This window comes from Polaromonas hydrogenivorans (genome assembly GCF_040105105.1).
GTDB lineage: Bacteria > Pseudomonadota > Gammaproteobacteria > Burkholderiales > Burkholderiaceae_C > Polaromonas > Polaromonas hydrogenivorans.
In genome coordinates this window covers 3,809,519-3,829,483 of the sequence record NZ_CP157675.1, presented here as the reverse complement: position 1 = coordinate 3,829,483, position 19,965 = coordinate 3,809,519, and the positions used below count along the sequence as shown (strand labels likewise).

The 19,965-nt window shown below is 64.4% G+C and carries 19 protein-coding genes; 16 read left to right on the top strand and 3 right to left on the bottom strand.

Annotation, left to right across the window (positions count from 1 at the left end; translation table 11 throughout):
• Nucleotides 1-70: 70 nt before the first annotated feature.
• Entirely contained in the window at nucleotides 71-1,210 is a 1,140-nt protein-coding gene (locus tag ABLV49_RS18450; protein ID WP_349278726.1) for an IS630 family transposase, read from the bottom strand.
• 265 nt (nucleotides 1,211-1,475) lie between these two features.
• Between ABLV49_RS18450 and ABLV49_RS18445 the strand changes: the two genes are divergently transcribed.
• Both ABLV49_RS18445 and ABLV49_RS18440 read left to right on the top strand, forming a co-directional pair.
• A complete protein-coding gene (locus ABLV49_RS18445; RefSeq protein WP_349278725.1) occupies nucleotides 1,476-1,895 on the top strand; it encodes a YchJ family protein in 420 nt (139 codons plus the stop codon).
• Between the two features lie 62 nt (nucleotides 1,896-1,957).
• Nucleotides 1,958-2,617, top strand: coding sequence for an HAD family hydrolase (locus tag ABLV49_RS18440; RefSeq protein WP_349278724.1), 660 nt, complete (start codon nucleotides 1,958-1,960; stop codon nucleotides 2,615-2,617).
• Nucleotides 2,618-2,804: 187 nt separating this feature from the next.
• On the opposite strand, the gene ABLV49_RS18435 is transcribed toward ABLV49_RS18440, so the two are convergent.
• Nucleotides 2,805-3,245: an ion channel gene (locus tag ABLV49_RS18435; RefSeq protein WP_349278723.1), complete on the bottom strand. Its 441-nt coding sequence runs from the start codon at nucleotides 3,243-3,245 to the stop codon at nucleotides 2,805-2,807.
• 18 nt (nucleotides 3,246-3,263) lie between these two features.
• Nucleotides 3,264-4,352: an AraC family transcriptional regulator gene (locus tag ABLV49_RS18430; protein WP_349278719.1), complete on the bottom strand. Its 1,089-nt coding sequence runs from the start codon at nucleotides 4,350-4,352 to the stop codon at nucleotides 3,264-3,266.
• 110 nt (nucleotides 4,353-4,462) lie between these two features.
• Here ABLV49_RS18430 and ABLV49_RS18425 point away from each other — a divergent pair, with 110 nt between their 5' ends.
• The 14 genes from ABLV49_RS18425 to ABLV49_RS18360 all read left to right on the top strand — a co-directional run bounded on the left by ABLV49_RS18425 (nucleotide 4,463) and on the right by ABLV49_RS18360 (nucleotide 19,932).
• Entirely contained in the window at nucleotides 4,463-6,211 is a 1,749-nt protein-coding gene (locus tag ABLV49_RS18425; protein ID WP_349278718.1) for an AMP-binding protein, read from the top strand.
• 30 nt (nucleotides 6,212-6,241) lie between these two features.
• Nucleotides 6,242-7,849, top strand: a complete 1,608-nt coding sequence (locus ABLV49_RS18420) for a carboxyl transferase domain-containing protein (protein WP_349278716.1) — start codon at nucleotides 6,242-6,244, stop codon at nucleotides 7,847-7,849.
• An 8-nt stretch (nucleotides 7,850-7,857) separates the two neighbouring features.
• Entirely contained in the window at nucleotides 7,858-8,379 is a 522-nt protein-coding gene (locus ABLV49_RS18415) for a DinB family protein (protein WP_349278715.1), read from the top strand.
• Nucleotides 8,376-9,158, top strand: coding sequence for an enoyl-CoA hydratase/isomerase family protein (locus ABLV49_RS18410; RefSeq protein ID WP_349278713.1), 783 nt, complete (start codon nucleotides 8,376-8,378; stop codon nucleotides 9,156-9,158). The genes ABLV49_RS18415 and ABLV49_RS18410 overlap by 4 nt, the downstream gene beginning before the upstream one ends.
• A 20-nt stretch (nucleotides 9,159-9,178) precedes the next feature.
• The gene (locus tag ABLV49_RS18405; RefSeq protein WP_349278711.1) at nucleotides 9,179-9,850 is read left to right on the top strand and encodes a DUF4126 domain-containing protein; all 672 of its coding nucleotides are present in this window, start codon (nucleotides 9,179-9,181) and stop codon (nucleotides 9,848-9,850) included.
• Nucleotides 9,843-11,834, top strand: coding sequence for an acetyl/propionyl/methylcrotonyl-CoA carboxylase subunit alpha (locus ABLV49_RS18400; protein WP_349278710.1), 1,992 nt, complete (start codon nucleotides 9,843-9,845; stop codon nucleotides 11,832-11,834). The genes ABLV49_RS18405 and ABLV49_RS18400 overlap by 8 nt, the downstream gene beginning before the upstream one ends.
• A 17-nt stretch (nucleotides 11,835-11,851) precedes the next feature.
• Nucleotides 11,852-12,781 (top strand): 2-hydroxyacid dehydrogenase, encoded by a 930-nt coding sequence (locus ABLV49_RS18395; RefSeq protein WP_349278708.1) that lies wholly within the window; start codon nucleotides 11,852-11,854, stop codon nucleotides 12,779-12,781.
• Nucleotides 12,782-12,791: 10 nt separating this feature from the next.
• Nucleotides 12,792-13,712 (top strand): hydroxymethylglutaryl-CoA lyase, encoded by a 921-nt coding sequence (locus ABLV49_RS18390; RefSeq protein ID WP_349281785.1) that lies wholly within the window; start codon nucleotides 12,792-12,794, stop codon nucleotides 13,710-13,712.
• Nucleotides 13,712-14,464: a YbaK/EbsC family protein gene (locus ABLV49_RS18385; RefSeq protein WP_349278706.1), complete on the top strand. Its 753-nt coding sequence runs from the start codon at nucleotides 13,712-13,714 to the stop codon at nucleotides 14,462-14,464. Before ABLV49_RS18390 ends, ABLV49_RS18385 begins: the two co-directional genes overlap by 1 nt.
• Nucleotides 14,465-14,502: 38 nt before the next feature.
• Nucleotides 14,503-15,150, top strand: coding sequence for a 2-hydroxychromene-2-carboxylate isomerase (locus tag ABLV49_RS18380; protein WP_349281783.1), 648 nt, complete (start codon nucleotides 14,503-14,505; stop codon nucleotides 15,148-15,150).
• 57 nt (nucleotides 15,151-15,207) lie between these two features.
• The gene (locus tag ABLV49_RS18375; protein ID WP_349278704.1) at nucleotides 15,208-17,034 is read left to right on the top strand and encodes a DUF294 nucleotidyltransferase-like domain-containing protein; all 1,827 of its coding nucleotides are present in this window, start codon (nucleotides 15,208-15,210) and stop codon (nucleotides 17,032-17,034) included.
• The gene (locus ABLV49_RS18370; RefSeq protein WP_349278702.1) at nucleotides 17,031-17,690 is read left to right on the top strand and encodes a 3'-5' exonuclease; all 660 of its coding nucleotides are present in this window, start codon (nucleotides 17,031-17,033) and stop codon (nucleotides 17,688-17,690) included. The genes ABLV49_RS18375 and ABLV49_RS18370 overlap by 4 nt, the downstream gene beginning before the upstream one ends.
• Nucleotides 17,691-17,831: 141 nt before the next feature.
• The gene (locus ABLV49_RS18365) at nucleotides 17,832-19,238 is read left to right on the top strand and encodes a selenium-binding protein SBP56-related protein (RefSeq protein ID WP_349278700.1); all 1,407 of its coding nucleotides are present in this window, start codon (nucleotides 17,832-17,834) and stop codon (nucleotides 19,236-19,238) included.
• A gap of 76 nt (nucleotides 19,239-19,314) precedes the next feature.
• The gene (locus tag ABLV49_RS18360) at nucleotides 19,315-19,932 is read left to right on the top strand and encodes a hypothetical protein (RefSeq protein WP_349278699.1); all 618 of its coding nucleotides are present in this window, start codon (nucleotides 19,315-19,317) and stop codon (nucleotides 19,930-19,932) included.
• The last annotated feature ends 33 nt before the right edge of the window (nucleotides 19,933-19,965 follow it).

Sequence of the window (19,965 nt, the reverse complement as noted above, 5' to 3'; positions counted from 1 at the left end):
GGTCTAAGGTGATGCAGATCGGCGGATATTTTGAGAGCCTAGTAGTTAGTTCCATCAAAGTTATTACGCATTAAACGACGCCAAGATCGAACTTGTTCCATCGAAAAATGACAGGCGATGCGTTGATTTCAGCAATCCCCTGGAGGATGCGGGTTTTCAGCTCCTCTTTGGACTGGACGCGGATGTGGCGCAAAAAGGTTCTGGCCATTTTCGAGAACACGCATTCAATCAAATTAAGCCAGGAGCCATGCTTGGGCGTATGTACGTACTCGAAGCGTGCGGGTCGAGTTCCCAGATAAGCCAAGGTTTCCTTGGAAATATGGGCCGAGTGGTTGTCCAGCACCACCCGGATCAGCGCATCGGGTGGGTAATGCGCATCGATTTTTTTCAGCAGGCCAATGAACTCCACGCTGCGGTGGCGGTCCTCTACAGTGGCAAAGATATGCCCGGTGTGCAGATCGATCCCCGCCAGGATTGACACCGTGCCATGGCGCACATACTCGTAGTCGCGCGAGACGCTCGTTTGCTTGCCCAGCACGGGCGGCAAGTCCGGCGCCGTCAAGCCGGTGGCCTGAACGCCGGGCTTTTCATCGACGCTCACGCTGTAGATGGGCGTCGGGCGTGCGTCATGAACCGCGCCCTCCTGGTACATCGAGACGTCCCGGTACGTCATCAATACTTCGTGCATTTTGCGATCAAACTCGGGGTCGCGCTTTTGCAGGTAGTAGCGTATCTTGTGCGGCTTGATGTCGCACTCATCCAGAATGCGCCACACGGTGCTTTTGCCCGCTTTGGCCAGCCGGGCAAAGCCTGCGCCCGGGGCATGCTCACGCACAAACTTAGCCAGTCCGGCGATGGACCACAACTCGGCCGCCAAGCCGTGCTCCTTGGGCTTGGTGCATGCCAGGGCCACCACCCACGCCTTGGCCTCGTCGGTGATTTCTGGTGCGTGAGGGCGGTGGTATTTATCTTTCAAGCCCGTCTGCACACCTACGGCAAGCGCCTTGTCAATGCATTTGTAGATCATAGGGCGCCCCACGCCGAGTTGGCGGTGCAACTGCGTGATCGTCTGGCCAGCCGCGTAGCCCAGCATCACCCGGGCGCGCTCGACTTCGCGCACTGCGGCCGTTCTCGATCCTGCCAATTCCTTGAGCATCGCTTGCTGCGCCTGGGAAAGAACCAGGGCCGCGCGTGAAGACTTACTTGTCATGAATCCGTCTTTCAAGCCTTGCAAATGAATCATGCAATTATCCGTTATCACGTAACAGTATTGCCGGAACTAACTACTAGGATATTAAACTCGAATTCCATCCCCGAATACGAATAGCTCATCAGCCGGCGAGGCGCGTGCTGACTCGCTTTGCCCCTAAATACCAAGAATCCAGTCTGAATTCTGCAAAAATCAAAACAATGAACGATATCTTGATACGCCCGCAGGGCTCGAGTCTGGCCTTTGGCTTTGATTCCCTGAACGCATGACAACCCCTTGCCCCTGCGGCCGCACCTCGACGAATGCGACCCATCAAACCAAGCCAGCCAAAACCCAGCCCCTGCCTTTTTCCGCCTGCTGCGGGCCGTACTTGAACGAGAACATCCCCGCCCCCGACGCCGAAGCGCTGATGCGCTCGCGCTACAGCGCTTTCGTGCTGCAGCGGGCCGATTACTTGCTCGCCACCTGGCATGCTTCCACGCGCCCGGCCACGCTGGACTTTGCGCCGGGCGCGAAATGGCTGGGGCTGGACGTGCGTTCGCACCGGGTGCTGGACGCCGACCATGCCGAAGTCGAGTTTGTCGCCCGCTGCCGCGAAGCCGGCCGCGCGACGCGCCTGCACGAGCGCAGCCGCTTCGTGCGCGAGTCGGGGTGCTGGTTTTACGTCGATGGCGACCAGTTTTAGAACAAAAAATGCCTTTTGCGCACGTCCAGCATGCGCAGGCAGCTATTAAAAAGAGAGTAAAAATGAAATTCGAAGCAATCCTGTTTGACTGCGATGGCGTGCTGGTGGATAGCGAACCGATCACCAACGGCGTGCTGCGCGACATGCTCGAAGAAGGCGGCTGGTCGCTCACGCCCGCCGAATGCATGCGGGTGTTCGTCGGCAAGGCGGTGCGCGACGAGCGCGCCCTGATTGAAGCCAAAACCGGCCAGCCGCTGACCGAAGACTGGATGGCCGAGTTCTACGCGCGGCGCAACAGCGAGTTGCGGGCGCGGCTGCAGGCCATCGCGGGCGCGCACGAAGCCGTGGCGGCGGCGCATGCCCATGCGGCCGAGCGCATCGCTTGCGCGTCGGGCGCCGACCGCTTCAAGGTCGAGATGCAGCTGGCGCAGGTCGGGCTGATGGACTGGTTTGACGGCCGCATCTTCAGCGGCCACGAAATGCCGCGCTCCAAGCCCGCGCCCGATGTGTACCTGGCCGCTGCCGCGCACCTGGGCGCGGCGGGCGCGCGCTGCCTGGTGATCGAGGACACGACGACCGGCGTGACAGCCGGTGTTGCCGCCGGGGCCACGGTCTGGGCGTATTGCCCGCAGCCTGAACAGGGCGCGGTCTTGAGGCAGGCTGGCGCCAGCCAGCTGTTTGCGCATATGGCCGAATTGCCGGGGCTTTTGGCCGCCGTTTGACCGGGACTGGCAGCGCGAGTTACGCACAATGCCTGTTTGGCAGGCACGCTGTTGAAACCCGCACCAACTAAGGGCTCCAAGGGTTTTCCCTGGAGTGGTGCACAAACTTATCCACAGAATATGTGTATGGATTGGTAACAGGGTCTTGTGAAGTCCGCGTTGCCGCAAAGCAGCCCAACGTGGTGCGTCAGGACTCGCCATCCCCGCTGCCGCTGCCCCAGAAACGCTCCATTGCGATATAGGCATAAGAGGCTGACCAGCCGATCAGCAGCAGGCCGTTCAGCGCCTCGACGCCGGCCAGTAGCCGGATCGGGCCGTTCGGGATCAGGTCGCCGAAGCCGAGCGATGAATAGGTTTCGGCTGAAAAGTAAAGGCAGTTCTGCAGCGACGAGCCGCCCGCGCCCGTCAGGCTGCCGACGCCGTACTGCATCAGCCCGAACAGCGCAAAGCCGTACAGGGCGATTTCCAGCGCGTGGGCCATGAAGGCCGCGAAAATCACCACCAGCAGCTTGGCCCGGCTGGGCATGGCGAGCGCAGGCAGCCGCAGGTTGAGGCTGCTCAGCACCTCGTAATGCATCAGCGTGGTCAACGCGATCAGCAGCAAGCACGAAAAAATGACAAACACCATGGCGCTTCCCGGGCAGGATCAAGCGCTGGAGTCTAGCCCTTGCCCGCCGCGCCTGAATTCCGCCGGCGACTGGCCGGTCCAGGTCTTGAACGCCCGCATGAAGCTTTTCTCGTTCTGGAAACCGGCGGCCTCGGCGACCTGCTTGATCGGGCGGCGGGTGCGCAGCAGCAGCTCCAGCGCCCGCGCGCGCCGCACCTCGTCCTTCAGCGCCTGCAGCGACGCGCCTTCTTCCTTGAGCTGGCGGTGCAGCGTGCGCGGCGAGACGTGGACCAGCGCGGCCAGGGCTTGGGCGCTGTGGGTCTGCGCCGGATTCGCCGCCAGTGCCTGGCGCACGCGCTGCACCAGCAGCCGGTCGCGCCGGTAGGGCAGCACCGTCAGCGGCAGGGCGCGTTCCAGCATCTGCTGCAGCGCGCGCTCGTCGCGCCGCAGCGGCAGCGCCAGGTACCTGGCGTCAAAGCGCAGGCCGGCCGGCGCGGTGTCGAATGCGGTCGGGCCGGAAAACAGCACGGCGTAAACATCCCGGTGCGGCGGCGCGGAAAACGGAAACTGCGCGCCCAGCAGCGGAATGCGCGAATCAATCAGCCAGCAGGCCACGCCCAGGATGTTGCGCAGCACCGAGACCAGGCAGAACTCGCGCAGGGCGCCCAGGTCGCGTTGCTCGGTGATAGCCAGCAGGGCCGTGTCGCCAGATACCGAAAGCCTGAGCATGATGTCGTCGGCGATCAGCCCGTGGTGGCGGCACCAGCGTTTGAGTGCCACGCCCAGGCTGGGCGCGCTGAGCGAGGCGCGCGCCAGCATGCCGTAGCTGCCCCAGGGCAGGCGCCGGCTGAACCAGCCCAGCGCCTCGTCGTCGAGTTCCTGCATGGCGGCGCCCGAGATGCGCTCCATCTGCCAGGCAGTGATGCGGGCCGATGCATCGTGCAGCGATGACGGCGCGATTTGTGCCTGCGCCAGTGCGGCGGCCGGGCTCAGGCCACGGCGCTCGTAGGCCAGCGCAATCGCCTGCACGAAGGCCATCGGCGTGATGGCGGGCTCAAGCGCCGGACGCGGGCTGGCGGGAGTGGTGGAAGGTTCTGGAGGAAGGGGCCGGGCCGGGCGATGAGGCATGCATTGAAGTGTGCCCGCCAGTGGCACGATTTGCAACCATCCTGGCTATTCCCCATGGCGCACCGGGGGGTGAATCGGCCATACTGTGGCAGCCGCAAGGAGACAACACCATGAGCGAAGAACATTCCGTGCCCCGTCCGGAAACAGCCCTGCTGACGCGCAGCTTTGCGCGCGGCGCCACCGACGTGCCGCTGATCGAGCAGCCCATAGGCGCATTCTTTGACGCCATCGCGGCGCACCAGCCGAACCATGAAGCGCTGGTCAGTGTTCACCAGCGCCGCCGCTACACCTACCTTGAACTGCAGCGCGAGACGAATCGCCTGGCCAGCGCGCTGCTCGGCCTGGGCCTGCAGCCCGGCGAGCGCGTCGGCATCTGGTCGCACAACAACGCCGAATGGGTCTTGATGCAGCTGGCCACGGCCAAGGCCGGGCTGATCCTGGTCAACATCAACCCGGCCTACCGCACCGCCGAAGTCGAATACGCGCTGAACAAGGTCGATTGCAAGGCGCTGGTCACCATGGCGCGCTTCAAGACCAGCGACTACCTCGGCATGCTGCGCGAGCTGGCGCCCGAATGGGAGCACGGCCAGCCCGGCAAGCTCGAATCCGCGAAGCTGCCGCACCTGCGCAGCGTGGTCTGGATCGACGAAGCCGGGCAGGGCCGCGCAGAGGAAGACCAGCCCGGATTGACGCGCTTCTCAAGCCTGCTGGCCAGCGGCAACCCCGACGACCCGCGCCTGGCCGCTTTGGCCTTCACGCTCCAGGCGACCGACCCGATCAATATCCAGTTCACCAGCGGCACCACGGGCTTCCCCAAGGGCGCGACGCTGACGCACCGCAACATCCTGAACAACGGCTTTTTCATCGGCGAGGCGATGAAGCTCACGCCGGCCGACCGTCTGTGCATTCCGGTGCCGCTGTACCACTGCTTCGGCATGGTGCTGGGCAACCTGGCCTGCCTGACGCACGGCGCGACCATCGTCTATCCGAACGACGGCTTCGAGCCGCTGAGCGTGCTGCAGACCGTGCAGGACGAGCGCTGCACCGGCCTGCACGGCGTGCCGACGATGTTCATCGCCGAACTCGACCATCCGCGCTTTGCCGAGTTCGATTTGTCCACCTTGCGCACCGGCATCATGGCGGGCTCGCCGTGCCCGACCGAGGTCATGAAGCGCGTCGTGGGCAGCATGAACCTGGGCCAGATCACGATTGCCTACGGCATGACCGAAACCAGCCCCGTGAGCTGCCAGAGTTCGATTGACACGCCTTTGGCCAAGCGCGTCTCGACCGTCGGCCTGGTGCAGCCGCACCTGGAAATCAAGATCATCGACCCCGAGAGCGGCGAGATCGTCGCGCCCGGCGTGTCGGGCGAATTCTGCACGCGCGGCTATTCGGTCATGTACGGCTACTGGGACGACCCGGCGCGCACTGCGGAATCGATTGACGCCGACGGCTGGATGCACACCGGCGACCTGGCGACCATGGACGGCGAAGGCTACGTCAACATCGTCGGCCGCATCAAGGACATGGTGATTCGCGGCGGCGAGAACATCTACCCGCGCGAGATCGAGGAGTTCCTCTATCGCCACCCGAAAGTGCAGGACGTGCAGGTCGTCGGCCTGCCCGACAAGCGCTACGGCGAGGAACTCTGCGCCTGGATCGTGCCCCGGCCCGGCGAAACGCTGGACGAAGACGAGGTTCGCGCCTTCTGCAAGGGCCAGATTGCGCACTACAAGGTGCCGCGCTACATCCGCTTCGTGCCGGGCTTCCCGATGACGGTGACCGGCAAGATCCAGAAGTTCAAGATTCGCGATGAAATGAAAAACCAGCTCGGGCTGGAAGAAGACAAAACCGCCTGAAAAAAAACCTGGCTTTACCTCCAAATACCCATGACCACGCTAGACACCCAACTCAACGCCCGTTCCGCCGATTTCCAGGCCAATGCCGCCGCCATGCGTGCGCTGGTGGACGACCTTCATGTGCAGCTCGCCAAGTCCGCCGCCGGCGGTGGCGAAGTCGCGAGAAGCCGCCACACGGCGCGCGGCAAGCTGCTGCCGCGCGACCGCGTGCAGATGCTGCTCGACCCCGGCACGCCCTTCCTGGAAGTCGCGCCGCTGGCCGCGCTCGGCATGTACAAGGGCGATGCGCCGTGCGCCGGGCTGATCGTCGGCATCGGCCGCGTCAGCGGCGTGGACTGCATGATCGTCTGCAACGACGCCACCGTGAAGGGCGGCACCTATTACCCGCTGACCGTCAAGAAGCACCTGCGCGCGCAGGAAATCGCCCAGCAGAACCACCTGACCTGCATCTACCTGGTCGATTCGGGCGGCGCCAATCTGCCGAACCAGGACGAGGTGTTCCCGGACCGCGACCACTTCGGCCGCATCTTCTTCAACCAGGCAAACATGAGTGCGCTGGGCATCTCGCAGATCGCCGTGGTGATGGGCAGTTGCACCGCAGGCGGCGCCTACGTGCCGGCCATGAGCGACGAAAGCATCATCGTCAAGAACCAGGGAACGATTTTCCTGGGCGGCCCGCCGCTGGTCAAGGCCGCGACGGGCGAAGTCGTGACGGCAGAAGACCTGGGCGGCGGCGACGTGCACACCCGGCTGTCGGGCGTGGCCGACCACCTGGCGCAAAACGACCTGCATGCGCTGGCGCTGGCGCGGGCTTCGGTCAGGAATTTGAATAAAAACAAGGCTTCTGCGCATGCTGGGCCTGCACCACTAGCTCCTAAATTTGTAGCGCAAGAACTGTATGGCGTGATACCTAGCGATGTGCGCAAGCCCTTCGACGTGCGCGAAATCATCGCCCGCATCGTCGATGGCAGCGAGTTCGACGAGTTCAAGGCGCGCTACGGCACCACGCTGGTCTGCGGCTTTGCGCACATTGAAGGCATGCCGGTCGGCATCATCGCCAACAACGGCATTTTGTTCAGCGAGTCGGCCCTGAAGGCGACGCATTTCATCGAACTGTGCTGCCAGCGGAAGATTCCGCTGGTGTTTTTGCAGAACATCACCGGCTTCATGGTCGGGCGCAAGTACGAAAACGAAGGCATTGCCCGCAACGGCGCCAAGATGGTGACGGCCGTCGCCACGGCGGCGGTGCCGAAGTTCACCATCATCATCGGCGGCAGCTTCGGCGCTGGCAACTACGGCATGTGCGGCCGGGCGTTTTCGCCGCGTTTCCTGTGGATGTGGCCGAATGCGCGCATCAGCGTCATGGGCGGCGACCAGGCGGCCGGCGTTCTCGCCACCGTCAAGCGCGACGGCATCGAGGGCAAGGGCGGCGCCTGGAGCGCGGAAGAAGAAGAGCATTTCAAGGCGCCGATCCGCAGCCAGTACGAGCACCAGGGCCATCCGTATTACGCGACGGCGCGGCTGTGGGATGACGGCGTGATCGACCCGGCCGACACCCGCCGCGTGCTCGCGCTGGGCTTGAGCGCGTCGCAAAATGCGCCGATTCCCGAGACGAAATTCGGCTTGTTCAGGATGTGAGCCAAGCCATGAACCTCAATGTTTATTTCGCCACCCTGGCGCGCTACAACGTCTGGGCCACGGAACGGCTGCTGGAGGCGGTGGCCGATGTATCGGAGGGCGACTACCGGCGCGATGCGGGCCTGTTCTTTCGCAGCATCCACGGCACGCTGGCCCATCTGCTGGTGGGCGAGCACCAACTGTGGTTTCGCCGCTTTGCCGAAGGCGTCTCGCCCGTGGTGGCGCTCAATGCGGACCTGGTGCCTGAGCGGCAGGCGCTGGCCGCTCAGCTGCTGGCCGGGGCACGCCGCTGGGAGCCGCTGATTGCCAGCCTGTCGCCCGAGCGCTTCGACGGCCTGCTGAACTACACCACCATGCGTGGCCAGCCGGCTTCGCTGCCGTTTGCCGCCACGCTGGGGCATGTCTTCAACCACGGCACGCACCATCGCGGCCAGATCACGGCCGCACTCACCGCACTGGGCCGGCCTTGCCCGGAGCTGGACATGGTGTATTTTTTGCAAACCCAGCCACCCCAGGAGTCACCCGCATGAGCGCCAGCCTTGAAATTTCTTATGACGGCGCCGTGGCCCGCATCACGCTCAACCGCCCCGACGTGCGCAATGCGTTCAACGACGAGGTGATTGCCGAGATCACAGCAGCCTTTCAGGAAATGGCTGCGCGCGCCGAGGTGCGCGCCGTGGTGCTCGCCGCCATCGGCCCGGCCTTTTGCGCCGGCGCCGATTTGAACTGGATGCGCCGCATGGCCGACTACACCCGCGCCGAGAACCTCGCCGACGCTGCCGCGCTGGCCGAGATGCTGCGCGTGATGTACGAATGCCCCAAGCCGACCATCGCCCGCATCCAGGGCGATGTGTATGCCGGCGGCATGGGGCTGGTGGCGGCCTGCGACATGGCGGTCAGCGTCGATACGGCGAACTTCTGCCTGAGCGAGGTCAAGCTGGGGCTGATTCCGGCCACCATCAGCCCCTACGTGATTCGCGCTATGGGTGCGCGGGCGGCGCACCGCTACTTTTTGACCGCCGAGCGCTTCGATGCCAGGGAAGCGCACCGCATCGGCTTCGTGCATGAAGTGGTCGGCGCCGACGCGCTTGATGCCAAGGTGGCGGAATTGACGAATGCGCTGGTCAATGCCAGCCCGAATGCGGTGCGAAGCTGCAAGATGCTGGTGCAGGAAGTGGCCGGACAGGGCATCGAGGCGCCGCTGATCGGCCGCACCGTCGAAGGCATTGCCGACATCCGCACCAGCAGCGAAGGCAGGGAGGGCGTGCAGTCCTTCCTGCAAAAACGCAAGCCGTCCTGGCTGGCCTGACTTCCTGAAAGGGCTCCACCATGCAAGCACTCGACACCGCTCAACTGATCGCTTTGGCTGGCGCCCTGGGCTGGGCCAGCGGCGTGCGCCTGTATCTGGTGATGCTGCTGACCGGACTGGCGGGTTACATGGGCTGGATGGAACTGCCGCAGGGGCTGCACCTGCTGGCGAATCCGGTGGTGCTGGGCGCCAGCGGCTTCATGGTGTTTGTCGAGTTCTTCGCCGACAAGATTCCGGGGCTTGATTCGCTCTGGGACGTGGTGCATACCGTCATCCGCATCCCGGCCGGCGCTGCCTTGGCGGCCGGCGTCTTTGGCGCCGACAGCAGCGCGATGGGGCTGGCGGCGGCGCTGGTCGGCGGCACGCTCGCCGCGACCAGCCATGCCGCCAAGGCCACCAGCCGCGCAGCCATCAACACCTCGCCCGAGCCTTTCACCAACATCGGCACCTCGCTGGTCGAGGACAGCCTGGTTCCGGCGGGGCTGTGGCTGGCTGTTGCCCATCCCTTTGTCTTCATCCCCTTGCTGGCGCTGGTGCTGGTGCTCAGCATCTGGCTGATCCGCCTTTGCTGGCGCTTTTTGACCCAGCTGTTTGCCCGCGTGGCGCGTATTTTCAGCGGCAAGCCCGATGCCGGATTGCCGCCCGCTTTTACCCTGAAGTCCCCTTTTTCAAAGAACGACCCCCATGTTTAAAAAAATCCTCATTGCCAATCGCGGTGAAATCGCCTGCCGCGTTGCCGCCACCGCCCGCCGCATGGCCATCAAGACCGTGGCGGTGTATTCGGATGCCGACGCCAGCGCCAAGCATGTGGGCTATTGCGACGAAGCCGTGCACATCGGCGGCAGCGCGCCCAAGGACAGCTACCTGCGCTGGGAACGCATCATCGAAGCCGCCAAGGCGACGGGCGCCGAGGCGATTCACCCCGGCTATGGCTTCCTGAGCGAGAACGAGGAATTTGCAAAAGCCTGCGCCGAGGCCGGGCTGGTCTTCATCGGCCCCCCGGCGTCGGCCATCAAGGCCATGGGCCTGAAGGCTGAATCGAAACAGCTGATGGAGAAGGCCGGCGTTCCGCTGGTGCCCGGCTACCACGGCGCGGACCAGGACCCGGTGATGCTCAAGCACGAGGCGGACCGCATCGGCTACCCGGTGCTGATCAAGGCCAGCGCGGGCGGCGGCGGCAAGGGCATGCGCGCGGTTGAAAAATCAGAAGATTTCGCCGCCGCGCTGGCCTCCTGCAAGCGCGAAGCCATCAACAGCTTTGGCAACGACACCGTGCTGGTTGAAAAGTACGCCCAGCGCCCGCGCCACATCGAGATCCAGGTGTTCGGCGACATGCACGGCAACTACGTTTACCTGTTCGAGCGCGACTGCTCGGTGCAGCGCCGCCACCAGAAGGTGCTCGAAGAAGCGCCGGCGCCCGGCCTGTCGCCCGAGATGCGCCAGCAGATGGGGCTGGCCGCCGTTGCCGCCGCGCGTGCGGTGAACTACGTCGGTGCCGGCACGGTGGAATTCATCGTCGAGCAGCGCGCTGATGGCAGCATGAATTTCTTCTTCATGGAAATGAACACCCGGCTGCAGGTCGAGCATCCGGTGACCGAAGCCATCACCGGGCTGGACCTGGTCGAGTGGCAGTTGCGCGTCGCGTCGGGCGAGCCGCTGCCGCTGGCGCAGGATCAGCTCAAGATCAACGGCCACGCCATCGAGGCCCGCATCTGCGCCGAGAACCCGGACAACAACTTTCTGCCCACCACCGGCACACTGCATGTGTACGACAAGCCGGTGTGCACGGCGTTTGAGCGTGGAACGGTGCGAATTGACGACGGCGTGCGCCAGGGCGACACCATTTCACCGTTTTACGACTCAATGGTCGCCAAGCTCATCGTGCATGGCCAGACGCGCGAAGAGGCGCTGGCCCGCATGGACGAAGCGCTGGCGCAGACCCGCATCGTCGGGCTGGCTACCAATGTGCAGTTCCTGCGCTATGTGGTGCGCAGCCCGTCGTTTGCCCAGGCCAATCTGGACACGGCCCTGATTCCGCGCGAAGAGGCGGTGCTGTTCAAACAGGAGCCGGTCGGTTTGCCCCTGGCCGCCGCCGCGGCGATTGCCCAGACGCTGCTCAGCGAAAAAGCCACCGAAGGGACCGACCCGTTCAGCCGCCGCGATGGCTGGCAAACACATGGCGTGACGCAGCGGCCGTTCGAGTTCGACTTCCACGGCGAGCCGGCGAAAGCCGCGTTGACCTACCTGCATGACGGCGCTCTGCAATTAACGGTTGGCGATGTGTCGGGGCCGCTGGTGTTTGCCCGAAGCGGGCAGGGCATAGCCATCGAGTTCGCCGGCCAGCGCCTGAGCGCAACGGTCTATACCCAGGGCGAGGTGGACCACGTCTTTACCGCCAGGGGCGCAACCCAGATCACCGCCATTGACCTGCTGGCCCACGCGGGCGAGAGCCACACCGAAGGCGGACGCCTGACCGCGCCCATGCCGGGCAAAATCCTCTCGTTTTCCGTCAAGGCCGGCGATAAGGTCAGCAAGGGCCAGCCGCTGGCGGTGATGGAAGCGATGAAAATGGAGCACACGATTGCAGCGCCCGCCGATGGCGTGGTCGAGGAGCTGATGTATGCGCCCGGCGACCAGGTGACCGAAGGGGCGGAGCTTCTCAAAATCGCTGTCTGAACTTTCTGGAAGTCTCAATGCGCATCAGTTTTTGCTGTACCGATACCCAAGCCCAGCCCTGGCTGGATGGCCTGCGTGCCGCTTTTCCCGGCGCTGACGTGGAGGCCTGGTCTGCAGGCGCGCCGGCGGCCGATTACGCCGTGGTCTGGACGCCGCCTCAACAGTTCATCGACGAGCAGACGAAGCTCAAGGGCATCTTCAACATCGGCGCCGGTGTCGATGCGCTGATGAAGCTGCGCCTGCCGCCCGGCGTTCCGGTCGTCAAGCTCGATGACGCCGGCATGTCGGTGCAGATGGCTGAATACGTGTGCCATGCGGTGATCCGGCATTTCCGGGAATTCGACGGCTACGAGGCCGACGCGGCCGAGGGCAAATGGTCATACCGCAAGCCGCGCCTGCGCCGGGATTTTCCGGTCGGCGTGATGGGGCTGGGCGTGCTGGGCGAGCGGGTGGCGCGCGCACTGGCGCAGTTCGAGTTTCCGGTGCTGGGCTGGAGCCGGTCGGTCAAAGTCATCCCCGGCGTTCAGTGCTTTTCGGGCGAGGCCGGGTTCAACGACTTCCTGGCGGCCAGCCGCATCCTGGTCTGCCTGCTGCCGCTCACGCCCGACACCGACAACATCATGCGGCGGGACACGCTGGCCCGGTTGCAGCCGGGCGGCTATGTCATCAACGTGGCGCGCGGCAGCCACCTGGTCGATGACGACCTGATCGCGCTGATCGACAGCGGCCATCTGGCGGGCGCCACGCTGGACGTGTTCCGCACCGAGCCGCTGCCAGCGGCGCATCCGTTCTGGAAACACCCGAAAATCACCGTCACGCCGCACACCTCGGCCCGCACGCTGCGCAAAGAAAGCATCGCCCAGATTGCCGGGAAAATCCGGGCGCTGGAAAGCGGCGCTCCGATTGCCAGCCTTGCCGGTGTGGTGGACCCGAACAAAGGATATTGAAACCATGACCATGCATTTACCTTCCAAAGTCAAGCTTGTCGATGTCGGTCCCCGCGACGGCTTGCAGAACGAAAAATCGCCCGTTCCCGCCGCCGTCAAAATCGAACTCGTGCATCGCCTGCAGGATGCCGGCCTCACGGAAATCGAGGTCACCAGCTATGTCTCGCCCAAGTGGGTGCCGCAGATGGCCGACAACGCTGAGGTGATGGCCGGCATCCGGCGCAAGCCGGGCGTGCGCTATTCGGTGCTCACGCCCAACATGCAGGGGCTGGAGGCGGCGATGAAGCCAGCGCCCGAACTGTGGCCCGACGAGATCGTGGTGTTCGGCGCCGCCAGCGAAGCCTTCAGCCAGCGCAACATCAACTGCTCGATTGCCGAAAGCATCGAGCGCTTCCGGCCGGTGGTGGCAGCGGCCCGGGCCAGCAATATTTATGTTCGCGGCTCCATTTCCTGCAGCGTCGGCTGCCCTTACGAAGGCGAGATTGCGCCGGAGCGGGTCGAGAGGGTGGCGCGCCTGATGAAGGAAATCGGCGTGCAGCACATCGGCGTGGCCGACACGATTGGCGTCGGCACGCCGCTGAAGGTGCAGCGCGCGATGGAAGCGGCGCTCAGGCACTATGACCTCGATGGCGTGTCGGGCCATTTCCATGACACCTATGGCCAGGCGCTGGCCAACACGCTGGCATCCCTGCAGATGGGTGTCTGGCAGTTCGACACCTCGGTGGCCGGCCTGGGCGGCTGCCCCTACGCCAAGGGCGCGACCGGCAATGTGGCGACGGAAGACGTGGTCTATCTGCTGCACGGCATGGGCATTGAAACCGGCATCGACCTGGACAAACTCATTGACGCGGGCAAGTTCATCAGCGATTTCCTCGGTCGCCAGCCCAACTCGCGCGCCGCGACGGCCCTGCTGAACAAGAGGATGAATTGATGTGCGGTGCTGAACTCAAGATGCTTCCCGAGGGCGTGCAACGTGTGGCGGAGGTTTTGCAATCCAAAGGCCATCGCCATGCGCCCGTGATGCTCGATGACGCCGCGCGCACCGCGCAGCAGGCGGCCGATGCGCTGGGCGTGGCCGTTGGCCAGATTGCCAAAAGCATTATTTTTCGCCGCAAGTCGGACGACAGGGCGGTGCTGGTCGTGACCTCGGGCGACCGGCGCGTCGATGAAAAGAAGGTCGAGGCACTGGTCTGCCTGGACGGCAAACGGCTGGGGCGCGCCGATGCGGCATTCGTCAAAAACCGCACCGGCTTTTCGATTGGCGGCGTCTCGCCGCTGGCCCATGCCACGCCATCGGTCACGCTGATCGACCAGTCGCTGTTTCGCTTTGACGACATATGGGCGGCGGCCGGGCATCCGCACGGCGTGTTCCAGCTGTCGCCCTGGGAACTGCAAGACCTGACCGGCGCGCCGGTCGCGGACCTGGCGGTGGACGAGGATGAGAAAAATCTGGACCTGCAGCGCGCCATCAGCCTGGTCAGGCTGCGCGCCCCGGCGCCGGGCACGACGCTTGATGTGTCGTCGCCCTGTATTTCCATATGCCGCATGAACGCAAGCTCAGGGCTGTGCGAAGGCTGCTTTCGCACGCGCGACGAGATTGCCGGCTGGAGCGGCGCGACCGATGAGGGCAAGCGGGCTGTCTGGAAAAGCATCGAGCAGCGCATGGCGGCCCTGCAGGCATGACTTCCATGAACCCAAATCCTCAAGCCCCGGCCGGTGAACTGAAGCACATCACCTGCCATCTCGATTTCATTTCGCCCTACGCCTACCTGGCCTTCGAGTTGCTGCCCGAAGCCTTGCAAGGCATCAGCTACAGCCTCAGCTACAAGCCGGTGCTGTTCGGCGCCATGCTCAAGCACCATGGCCAGTTGGGTCCGGCCGAAATCGCGCCCAAGCGCGACTGGACCTACCGCCAGGTGCTGTGGCTGGCGCACCGCCATGGCATTCCCCTGCGGATGCCGGCCAGCCATCCGTTCAACCCCTTGCCGGTGCTGCGGCTGGCGCTGGCCTGCAGTCCCGCAGCCGAGCCCGCTTCGCCCAACCGCTATGTCTGCGAAACGATTTTTCGCCATGTCTGGCGTGGCGGCAACGAGGCGACCGACCCGGCCCGCCTGCAGGCGTTAACCAGCGCGCTGGCGCCGTCGCGTGCGCTGGACAGCGGTGAGGTCAAAACGCAGCTCAAGCGCAATACCGACGAGGCTATCGCGCTCGGCGTGTTTGGCGTGCCGGCTTTCATCGTGGACGGCAAGCTGTTCTGGGGGCTGGATTCGTTGCCGATGCTGCGGGCGTACTTGCAGGGCGATGCCTGGTTTGACGGTCCGGCCTGGGAAGAGGGCGCCAGCGTCCGGGAAGGCCTGCGGCGTCAGTAAACCGCCTGCCCGGCGGGAGGAAAATCGGGTGAACCAAGCCACCCCAGGGAGTTCACGATGCCCAGCGCATTCAATTTTTCGGCCTCGCCGTTTGACTGCCTCACGCCGGACGAGCAGTTGCTGGTCCAGGACAGCGTCGATATCGCCTATTTCCCCCAGGGCGCGACCATTTTGGCGCCGGGTGCGCAGCCGACCCACCTGTTTGTCATCATCAAGGGCTTCGTGCAGCAGTTCGACGGAAACGACGTGGTCACCACTTATGGCCCCGAAGACTGCTTCGATGGCCGGGGGCTGATGGCCGGCAAGGTCAGCAGCCGCTTCGTGGCGGCCGAGGAGGTCGTCGCCTACCAGCTGGCCAGGCAGGCGGTCAGCGACCTGATCGCCGGCAATGTGACCTTTGGCGCGCTGCTGTTCTCGGACCTGTCCAACAAGCTCAGCGCCCTGTCCGAGCGGCAAAGCCGGCACGAGCTGCAGTCGCTGACGATGGCGCGGGTCGATGAGGCTTTTGTGCGCACGCCGCATTTTGTCGATGCCGACACCTCGATTCTGGACGTGACCCGGCAGTTTCATTCGCTGCGCACCGCGACCCTGCTGGTGCGTGACTCGCAGGTCTCGCCGCCGGCCCTGGGGATTTTTACCCTGACCGGGCTGCAGCGGGCAATTCTGGACGGCACGCCGCTGGACCGCCTGGCCGTCAGGGGCTTGACCAACTTTTCACTGATCAAGGTGCGGCCCAGCGACCAGCTGGGCGATGCCCTGGCCGTCATGATCAAGCACAAGGTGCATCGGGTGGTGGTGGCCGAGGGCGAGCACATCACCGGCGTGCTCGAAGCGCTGGACCTGTTCAGCTTTTTGTCCAATCACTCCTACCTCATCAATGTCCAGATACTGGAAGCCCGGGATGTGCCCGCCCTTCAAGAGGCGGCCGGGCAGATCACCCGGCTGATTTCGCTGCTGCAGCGCAGCGGCACGCATATCAACATGATTGCCCGCCTGGTGCAGGAACTCAATGCCAAGCTGTTCGAGCGCGCCTGGCAGCTGATTGCGCCGCCTGACCTTGTGGCCAACAGCTGCCTGTTCGTGATGGGCAGCGAAGGCCGGGGTGAGCAGTTGCTCAAGACCGACCAGGACAACGGCCTGGTGCTGCGCGATGGCTACGAGCCGGCTTGCGATGTGGCGGCGGTGTGCCGGCAGTTTTCAGCGGCGCTGGCTGATTTTGGCTACCCGCCGTGCCCGGGCAACATCATGGTCAGCAACCCGCAGTGGTGCCAGAGCGTGACCGATTTCAGCCAGACGGCCCGCCTGTGGCTGATGGCGGCCACGACCGACGGCCTGATGGCGCTGGCCATCTTCCTCGATGCCCATGCGGTGTGCGGCGACCGCACGCTGTTGGACAAGGTGCGGGCGGCGGTGTATGACATGACCGCCGACAACGATGCCATGCTGGCCCGCTTCGCCTCTGCCGTCAACGCCTTCGGCAACAGCAGCGCCTGGTGGAACCGCCTGCTGTTCCGGGGCGACCAGGGCAAGGAAGCGCTGGACATCAAGAAAGCCGGCACCTTTCCGCTGGTGCATGGCATACGCAGCCTGGCCCTGGCCCACCATGTCAGCGCCACCTCGACCGTGGAGCGCGCCCAGGCCCTGGTGGCCGCCGGCCGGCTGCCTGAAAAACTCGCCAATGACCTGATCGACAGCCTGCATTTCTTCATGGGGCTCAAGCTCAAGGTCGGCTTGCAGCAGTTAGAGACCGGCCATGCGGCATCGGACGAGATTGCGCTGGACAAGCTCAGCAGCCTGGACCGCGACTTGCTGAAAGACACGCTGGGCGTCGTCAAGCAGTTCAAGGCCTTGCTGAACCAGCGCTTTCACCTGGAGGCGATGTGACTGCCTCGCGCCTGCCGCCGAAGCGCTGGTTCGCGGCGCTCAAGCGCGAATGGCTGCTCTACCACCTGGGCGACCCGCGCTTTCGCTTCATGTGGGACCCGGCGCCCGAGAATGAATGGGTGGCGCTGGACTGCGAAACCACCGGACTGAACGTCAGGACCGACGACATCATCGCCATTGGCGCGGTGCGCATCCGGGGCAACCGCATCATGACCAGCGAGCGGCTGGAGCTGCTGGTGCGGCCCGAGAAGCGGCGCCTGACCGCCGAAAGCGTGCGCGTGCATCGCCTGCGCGAGCAGGATGTGGCGCAAGGCATCAGCGCCGACGAGGCGATGATGAAGCTGATGTATTTCATCGGCAGCCGGCCGCTGGTGGGCTACTACCTGGAGTTTGACCTGGCCATGATCAACCGGGTGCTGTTCCCGATGCTCGGCATGGGCCTGCCCCAGCCAAAAATCGAAGTGTCTTCCTTGTATTACGACTACAAGTTCCACCAGTTGCCGCACCATGCGCGCGACAGCGGCTCGATTGACCTGCGCTTTGAAAGCCTCATGAAAGACCTGAACCTGCCGCTCTGGTCAGCCCACGACGCGCTGAACGACGCCATCATGGCGGCGCTGGCTTTCTTGAAGCTGCGGCAGTTGCGGGCGGGGTGAGGCCGGGCTTAAATCTGGTAACACTGGCGCCTTGACTTCACGCAGACCGGCGCGCAGAATTTAGTGTTCACAGCGTCTTGGCCCGCTGCTGGACGCCCTGCCCAAGGCAGTGACTTCTGAAGTTTTTTAGGAGGAACGACCATGCTGGAAACATTGCGTCCGGACCCGACCTTCCACCCCTCCGCTCGACTGGCCATGGAGGCCGAAGCGGAGCATATTGCCTACACAGTGCTGTTGTCACCCGACCAGTCACGGCCCGATGCGCTGGTGACTGTCGATGTGGACCCAACTTCAAAAACCTACGGCACGGTGCTGCATCGGCTCGACATGCCGCATCGCGGCGACGAATTTCATCACTTCGGCTGGAACGCCTGCAGCTCGGCGCTCTCGCCCCTGTCGGGCCACCCTTTTCTCCAACGCCGCTACCTGATCATTCCGGGGATTCGCTCGTCGCGCATCTATATCGTCGATACCCAGCCCAACCCGCGCGAGCCTCGGCTCATCAAGACCATCGAGCCTGAAGAGGTGTTTCGCAAGACCGGCTATTCGCGGCCGCACACCGTGCATTGCGGACCCGAAGGCATCTACATCAGCACCCTGGGCGGCGCGGGCAAGGACGGCACCGAAGGGCCGCCGGGCGTCTTCATCCTGGACTGCGAGACCTTCGAGATTCGCGGGCGCTGGGAAATCGAGCGTGGCCCGCAAAAACTGCACTACGACTTCTGGTGGAACCTGCCGCGCGACTACATGGTGTCGAGCGAATGGGGCTTGCCGCCACAGTTTGAGAACGGCCTGGTCGCGCAGGATCTGCTCGCCGGCAAATACGGCCACTCGGTGCATTTCTGGGATCTGCGCGACCGCAAGCATGTGCAGGCCATCGACCTTGGCGCCAACCACCAGATGGCGCTCGAAGTCCGCCCGGCGCACGACCCGGTGCGCGAATACGGCTTTCTCGGCGTGGTGGTCGATACCACCAACCTGGAAGGCTCGATCTGGACCTGGTACCGTGAAAACGGCCAGTTCCACATCCGCAAAACCGCCACCATCCCGCCAGAGCCGGCCGACGCGGCACAACTTCCCGCGCTGCTCAAGGGCTTCGGCGCCGTGCCGCCGCTGATCAGCGACATCGACCTCTCGCTCGACGACCGCTTTCTGTACGTCGCCTGCTGGGGCACGGGCGAGTTGCGGCAGTATGACGTGACCGACCCGATGAAGCCGGCGCTGGCCGGCAGCGTGCGCATCGGCGGTATCGTGCAGCAGGCCGGGCACCCGAACGGCAAGCCGTTCGGCGGCGGCCCGCAGATGACCGAGGTCAGCCGCGACGGCAAGCGGGTTTATTTCACCAACTCGCTCTACAGCAGCTGGGATGCGCAGTTCTACCCCGACGGCGTGCCGGGCGCGCAGGTGATGTGCAACGTGGGCGCGAATGGCGGCATCGAACTCGATCCGGCGTTCCATATCGACTTCGGACCGGACTACGCCGCGCATCAAATTCGCCTGCAGGGCGGCGACTGCTCGACCGATTCGTTCTGCTACCCCTCGGCCTGAACCCCCGTTGACCGCGACTGCGGCGCTCTGGCTCACGATCGTTGCGGTCGGTTTTTATCACGGCCTCAACCCCGCGATGGGCTGGCCGCTTGCGGTGGCCAACGGCATGGCGCAGCAGCGCGCCAGCGCCGTGTTTTCGACCTTGCTGCCACTGGGCGGAGGGCATTTCATGGCGATGGCGGTGGTCCTGGTGCCGTTTGCATGGCTCAACTGGTATGTGGAGTGGAGCCGCGCAATCCGCCTGGGCGCGGGCGTGCTGGTGCTGTTGTTCGGAATCTTCAAGCTCATAGCGCGGCGCCACCCGCGCGCGCTGGCCCGGATTCGCCCGACGCAACTGGCCTGGTGGTCGTTTCTGATGGCCACCGCGCATGGGGCGGGGCTGATGCTGGTGCCGTTCATGCTGGGTCTGTGTGTCGCGGCGCCGGCCCCCATGGATGCGTTTGCTGCTGCAACAGCCCGCGGGGTGGGCCACGTCAGTGTCATGAACTATCTGGCGCAATCCAGCGTTGCCACCGCCGTCGTCGTCGCAGTGGTGCATACGCTGGCGATGATGCTTGCCGGTCTGACGATGGCCTGGGCCGTGTATCGCTATCTTGGACTGCGCTTCCTGCGCCGCGCCTGGCTCAACCTCGATGGCGTGTGGGGCTGGAGTTTGGTCATAGCCGGAGCGGCGGGCATCGGCATGGCGTGGTGAGTTCGGCCAAGGACATCACAAGATACTCCGTTC

What these genes read in the sequence shown, in the direction of transcription:
- ABLV49_RS18450 (WP_349278726.1), bottom strand. Translation starts at nt 1,210, where the DNA reads ATGACAAGTAAGTCTTCACGCGCGGCCCTGGTTCTTTCCCAGGCGCAG.
- ABLV49_RS18445 (WP_349278725.1), top strand. Translation starts at nt 1,476, where the DNA reads ATGACAACCCCTTGCCCCTGCGGCCGCACCTCGACGAATGCGACCCAT.
- ABLV49_RS18440 (WP_349278724.1), top strand. Translation starts at nt 1,958, where the DNA reads ATGAAATTCGAAGCAATCCTGTTTGACTGCGATGGCGTGCTGGTGGAT.
- ABLV49_RS18435 (WP_349278723.1), bottom strand. Translation starts at nt 3,245, where the DNA reads ATGGTGTTTGTCATTTTTTCGTGCTTGCTGCTGATCGCGTTGACCACG.
- ABLV49_RS18430 (WP_349278719.1), bottom strand. Translation starts at nt 4,352, where the DNA reads ATGCCTCATCGCCCGGCCCGGCCCCTTCCTCCAGAACCTTCCACCACT.
- ABLV49_RS18425 (WP_349278718.1), top strand. Translation starts at nt 4,463, where the DNA reads ATGAGCGAAGAACATTCCGTGCCCCGTCCGGAAACAGCCCTGCTGACG.
- ABLV49_RS18420 (WP_349278716.1), top strand. Translation starts at nt 6,242, where the DNA reads ATGACCACGCTAGACACCCAACTCAACGCCCGTTCCGCCGATTTCCAG.
- ABLV49_RS18415 (WP_349278715.1), top strand. Translation starts at nt 7,858, where the DNA reads ATGAACCTCAATGTTTATTTCGCCACCCTGGCGCGCTACAACGTCTGG.
- ABLV49_RS18410 (WP_349278713.1), top strand. Translation starts at nt 8,376, where the DNA reads ATGAGCGCCAGCCTTGAAATTTCTTATGACGGCGCCGTGGCCCGCATC.
- ABLV49_RS18405 (WP_349278711.1), top strand. Translation starts at nt 9,179, where the DNA reads ATGCAAGCACTCGACACCGCTCAACTGATCGCTTTGGCTGGCGCCCTG.
- ABLV49_RS18400 (WP_349278710.1), top strand. Translation starts at nt 9,843, where the DNA reads ATGTTTAAAAAAATCCTCATTGCCAATCGCGGTGAAATCGCCTGCCGC.
- ABLV49_RS18395 (WP_349278708.1), top strand. Translation starts at nt 11,852, where the DNA reads ATGCGCATCAGTTTTTGCTGTACCGATACCCAAGCCCAGCCCTGGCTG.
- ABLV49_RS18390 (WP_349281785.1), top strand. Translation starts at nt 12,792, where the DNA reads ATGCATTTACCTTCCAAAGTCAAGCTTGTCGATGTCGGTCCCCGCGAC.
- ABLV49_RS18385 (WP_349278706.1), top strand. Translation starts at nt 13,712, where the DNA reads ATGTGCGGTGCTGAACTCAAGATGCTTCCCGAGGGCGTGCAACGTGTG.
- ABLV49_RS18375 (WP_349278704.1), top strand. Translation starts at nt 15,208, where the DNA reads ATGCCCAGCGCATTCAATTTTTCGGCCTCGCCGTTTGACTGCCTCACG.
- ABLV49_RS18365 (WP_349278700.1), top strand. Translation starts at nt 17,832, where the DNA reads ATGCTGGAAACATTGCGTCCGGACCCGACCTTCCACCCCTCCGCTCGA.
- ABLV49_RS18360 (WP_349278699.1), top strand. Translation starts at nt 19,315, where the DNA reads ATGGGCTGGCCGCTTGCGGTGGCCAACGGCATGGCGCAGCAGCGCGCC.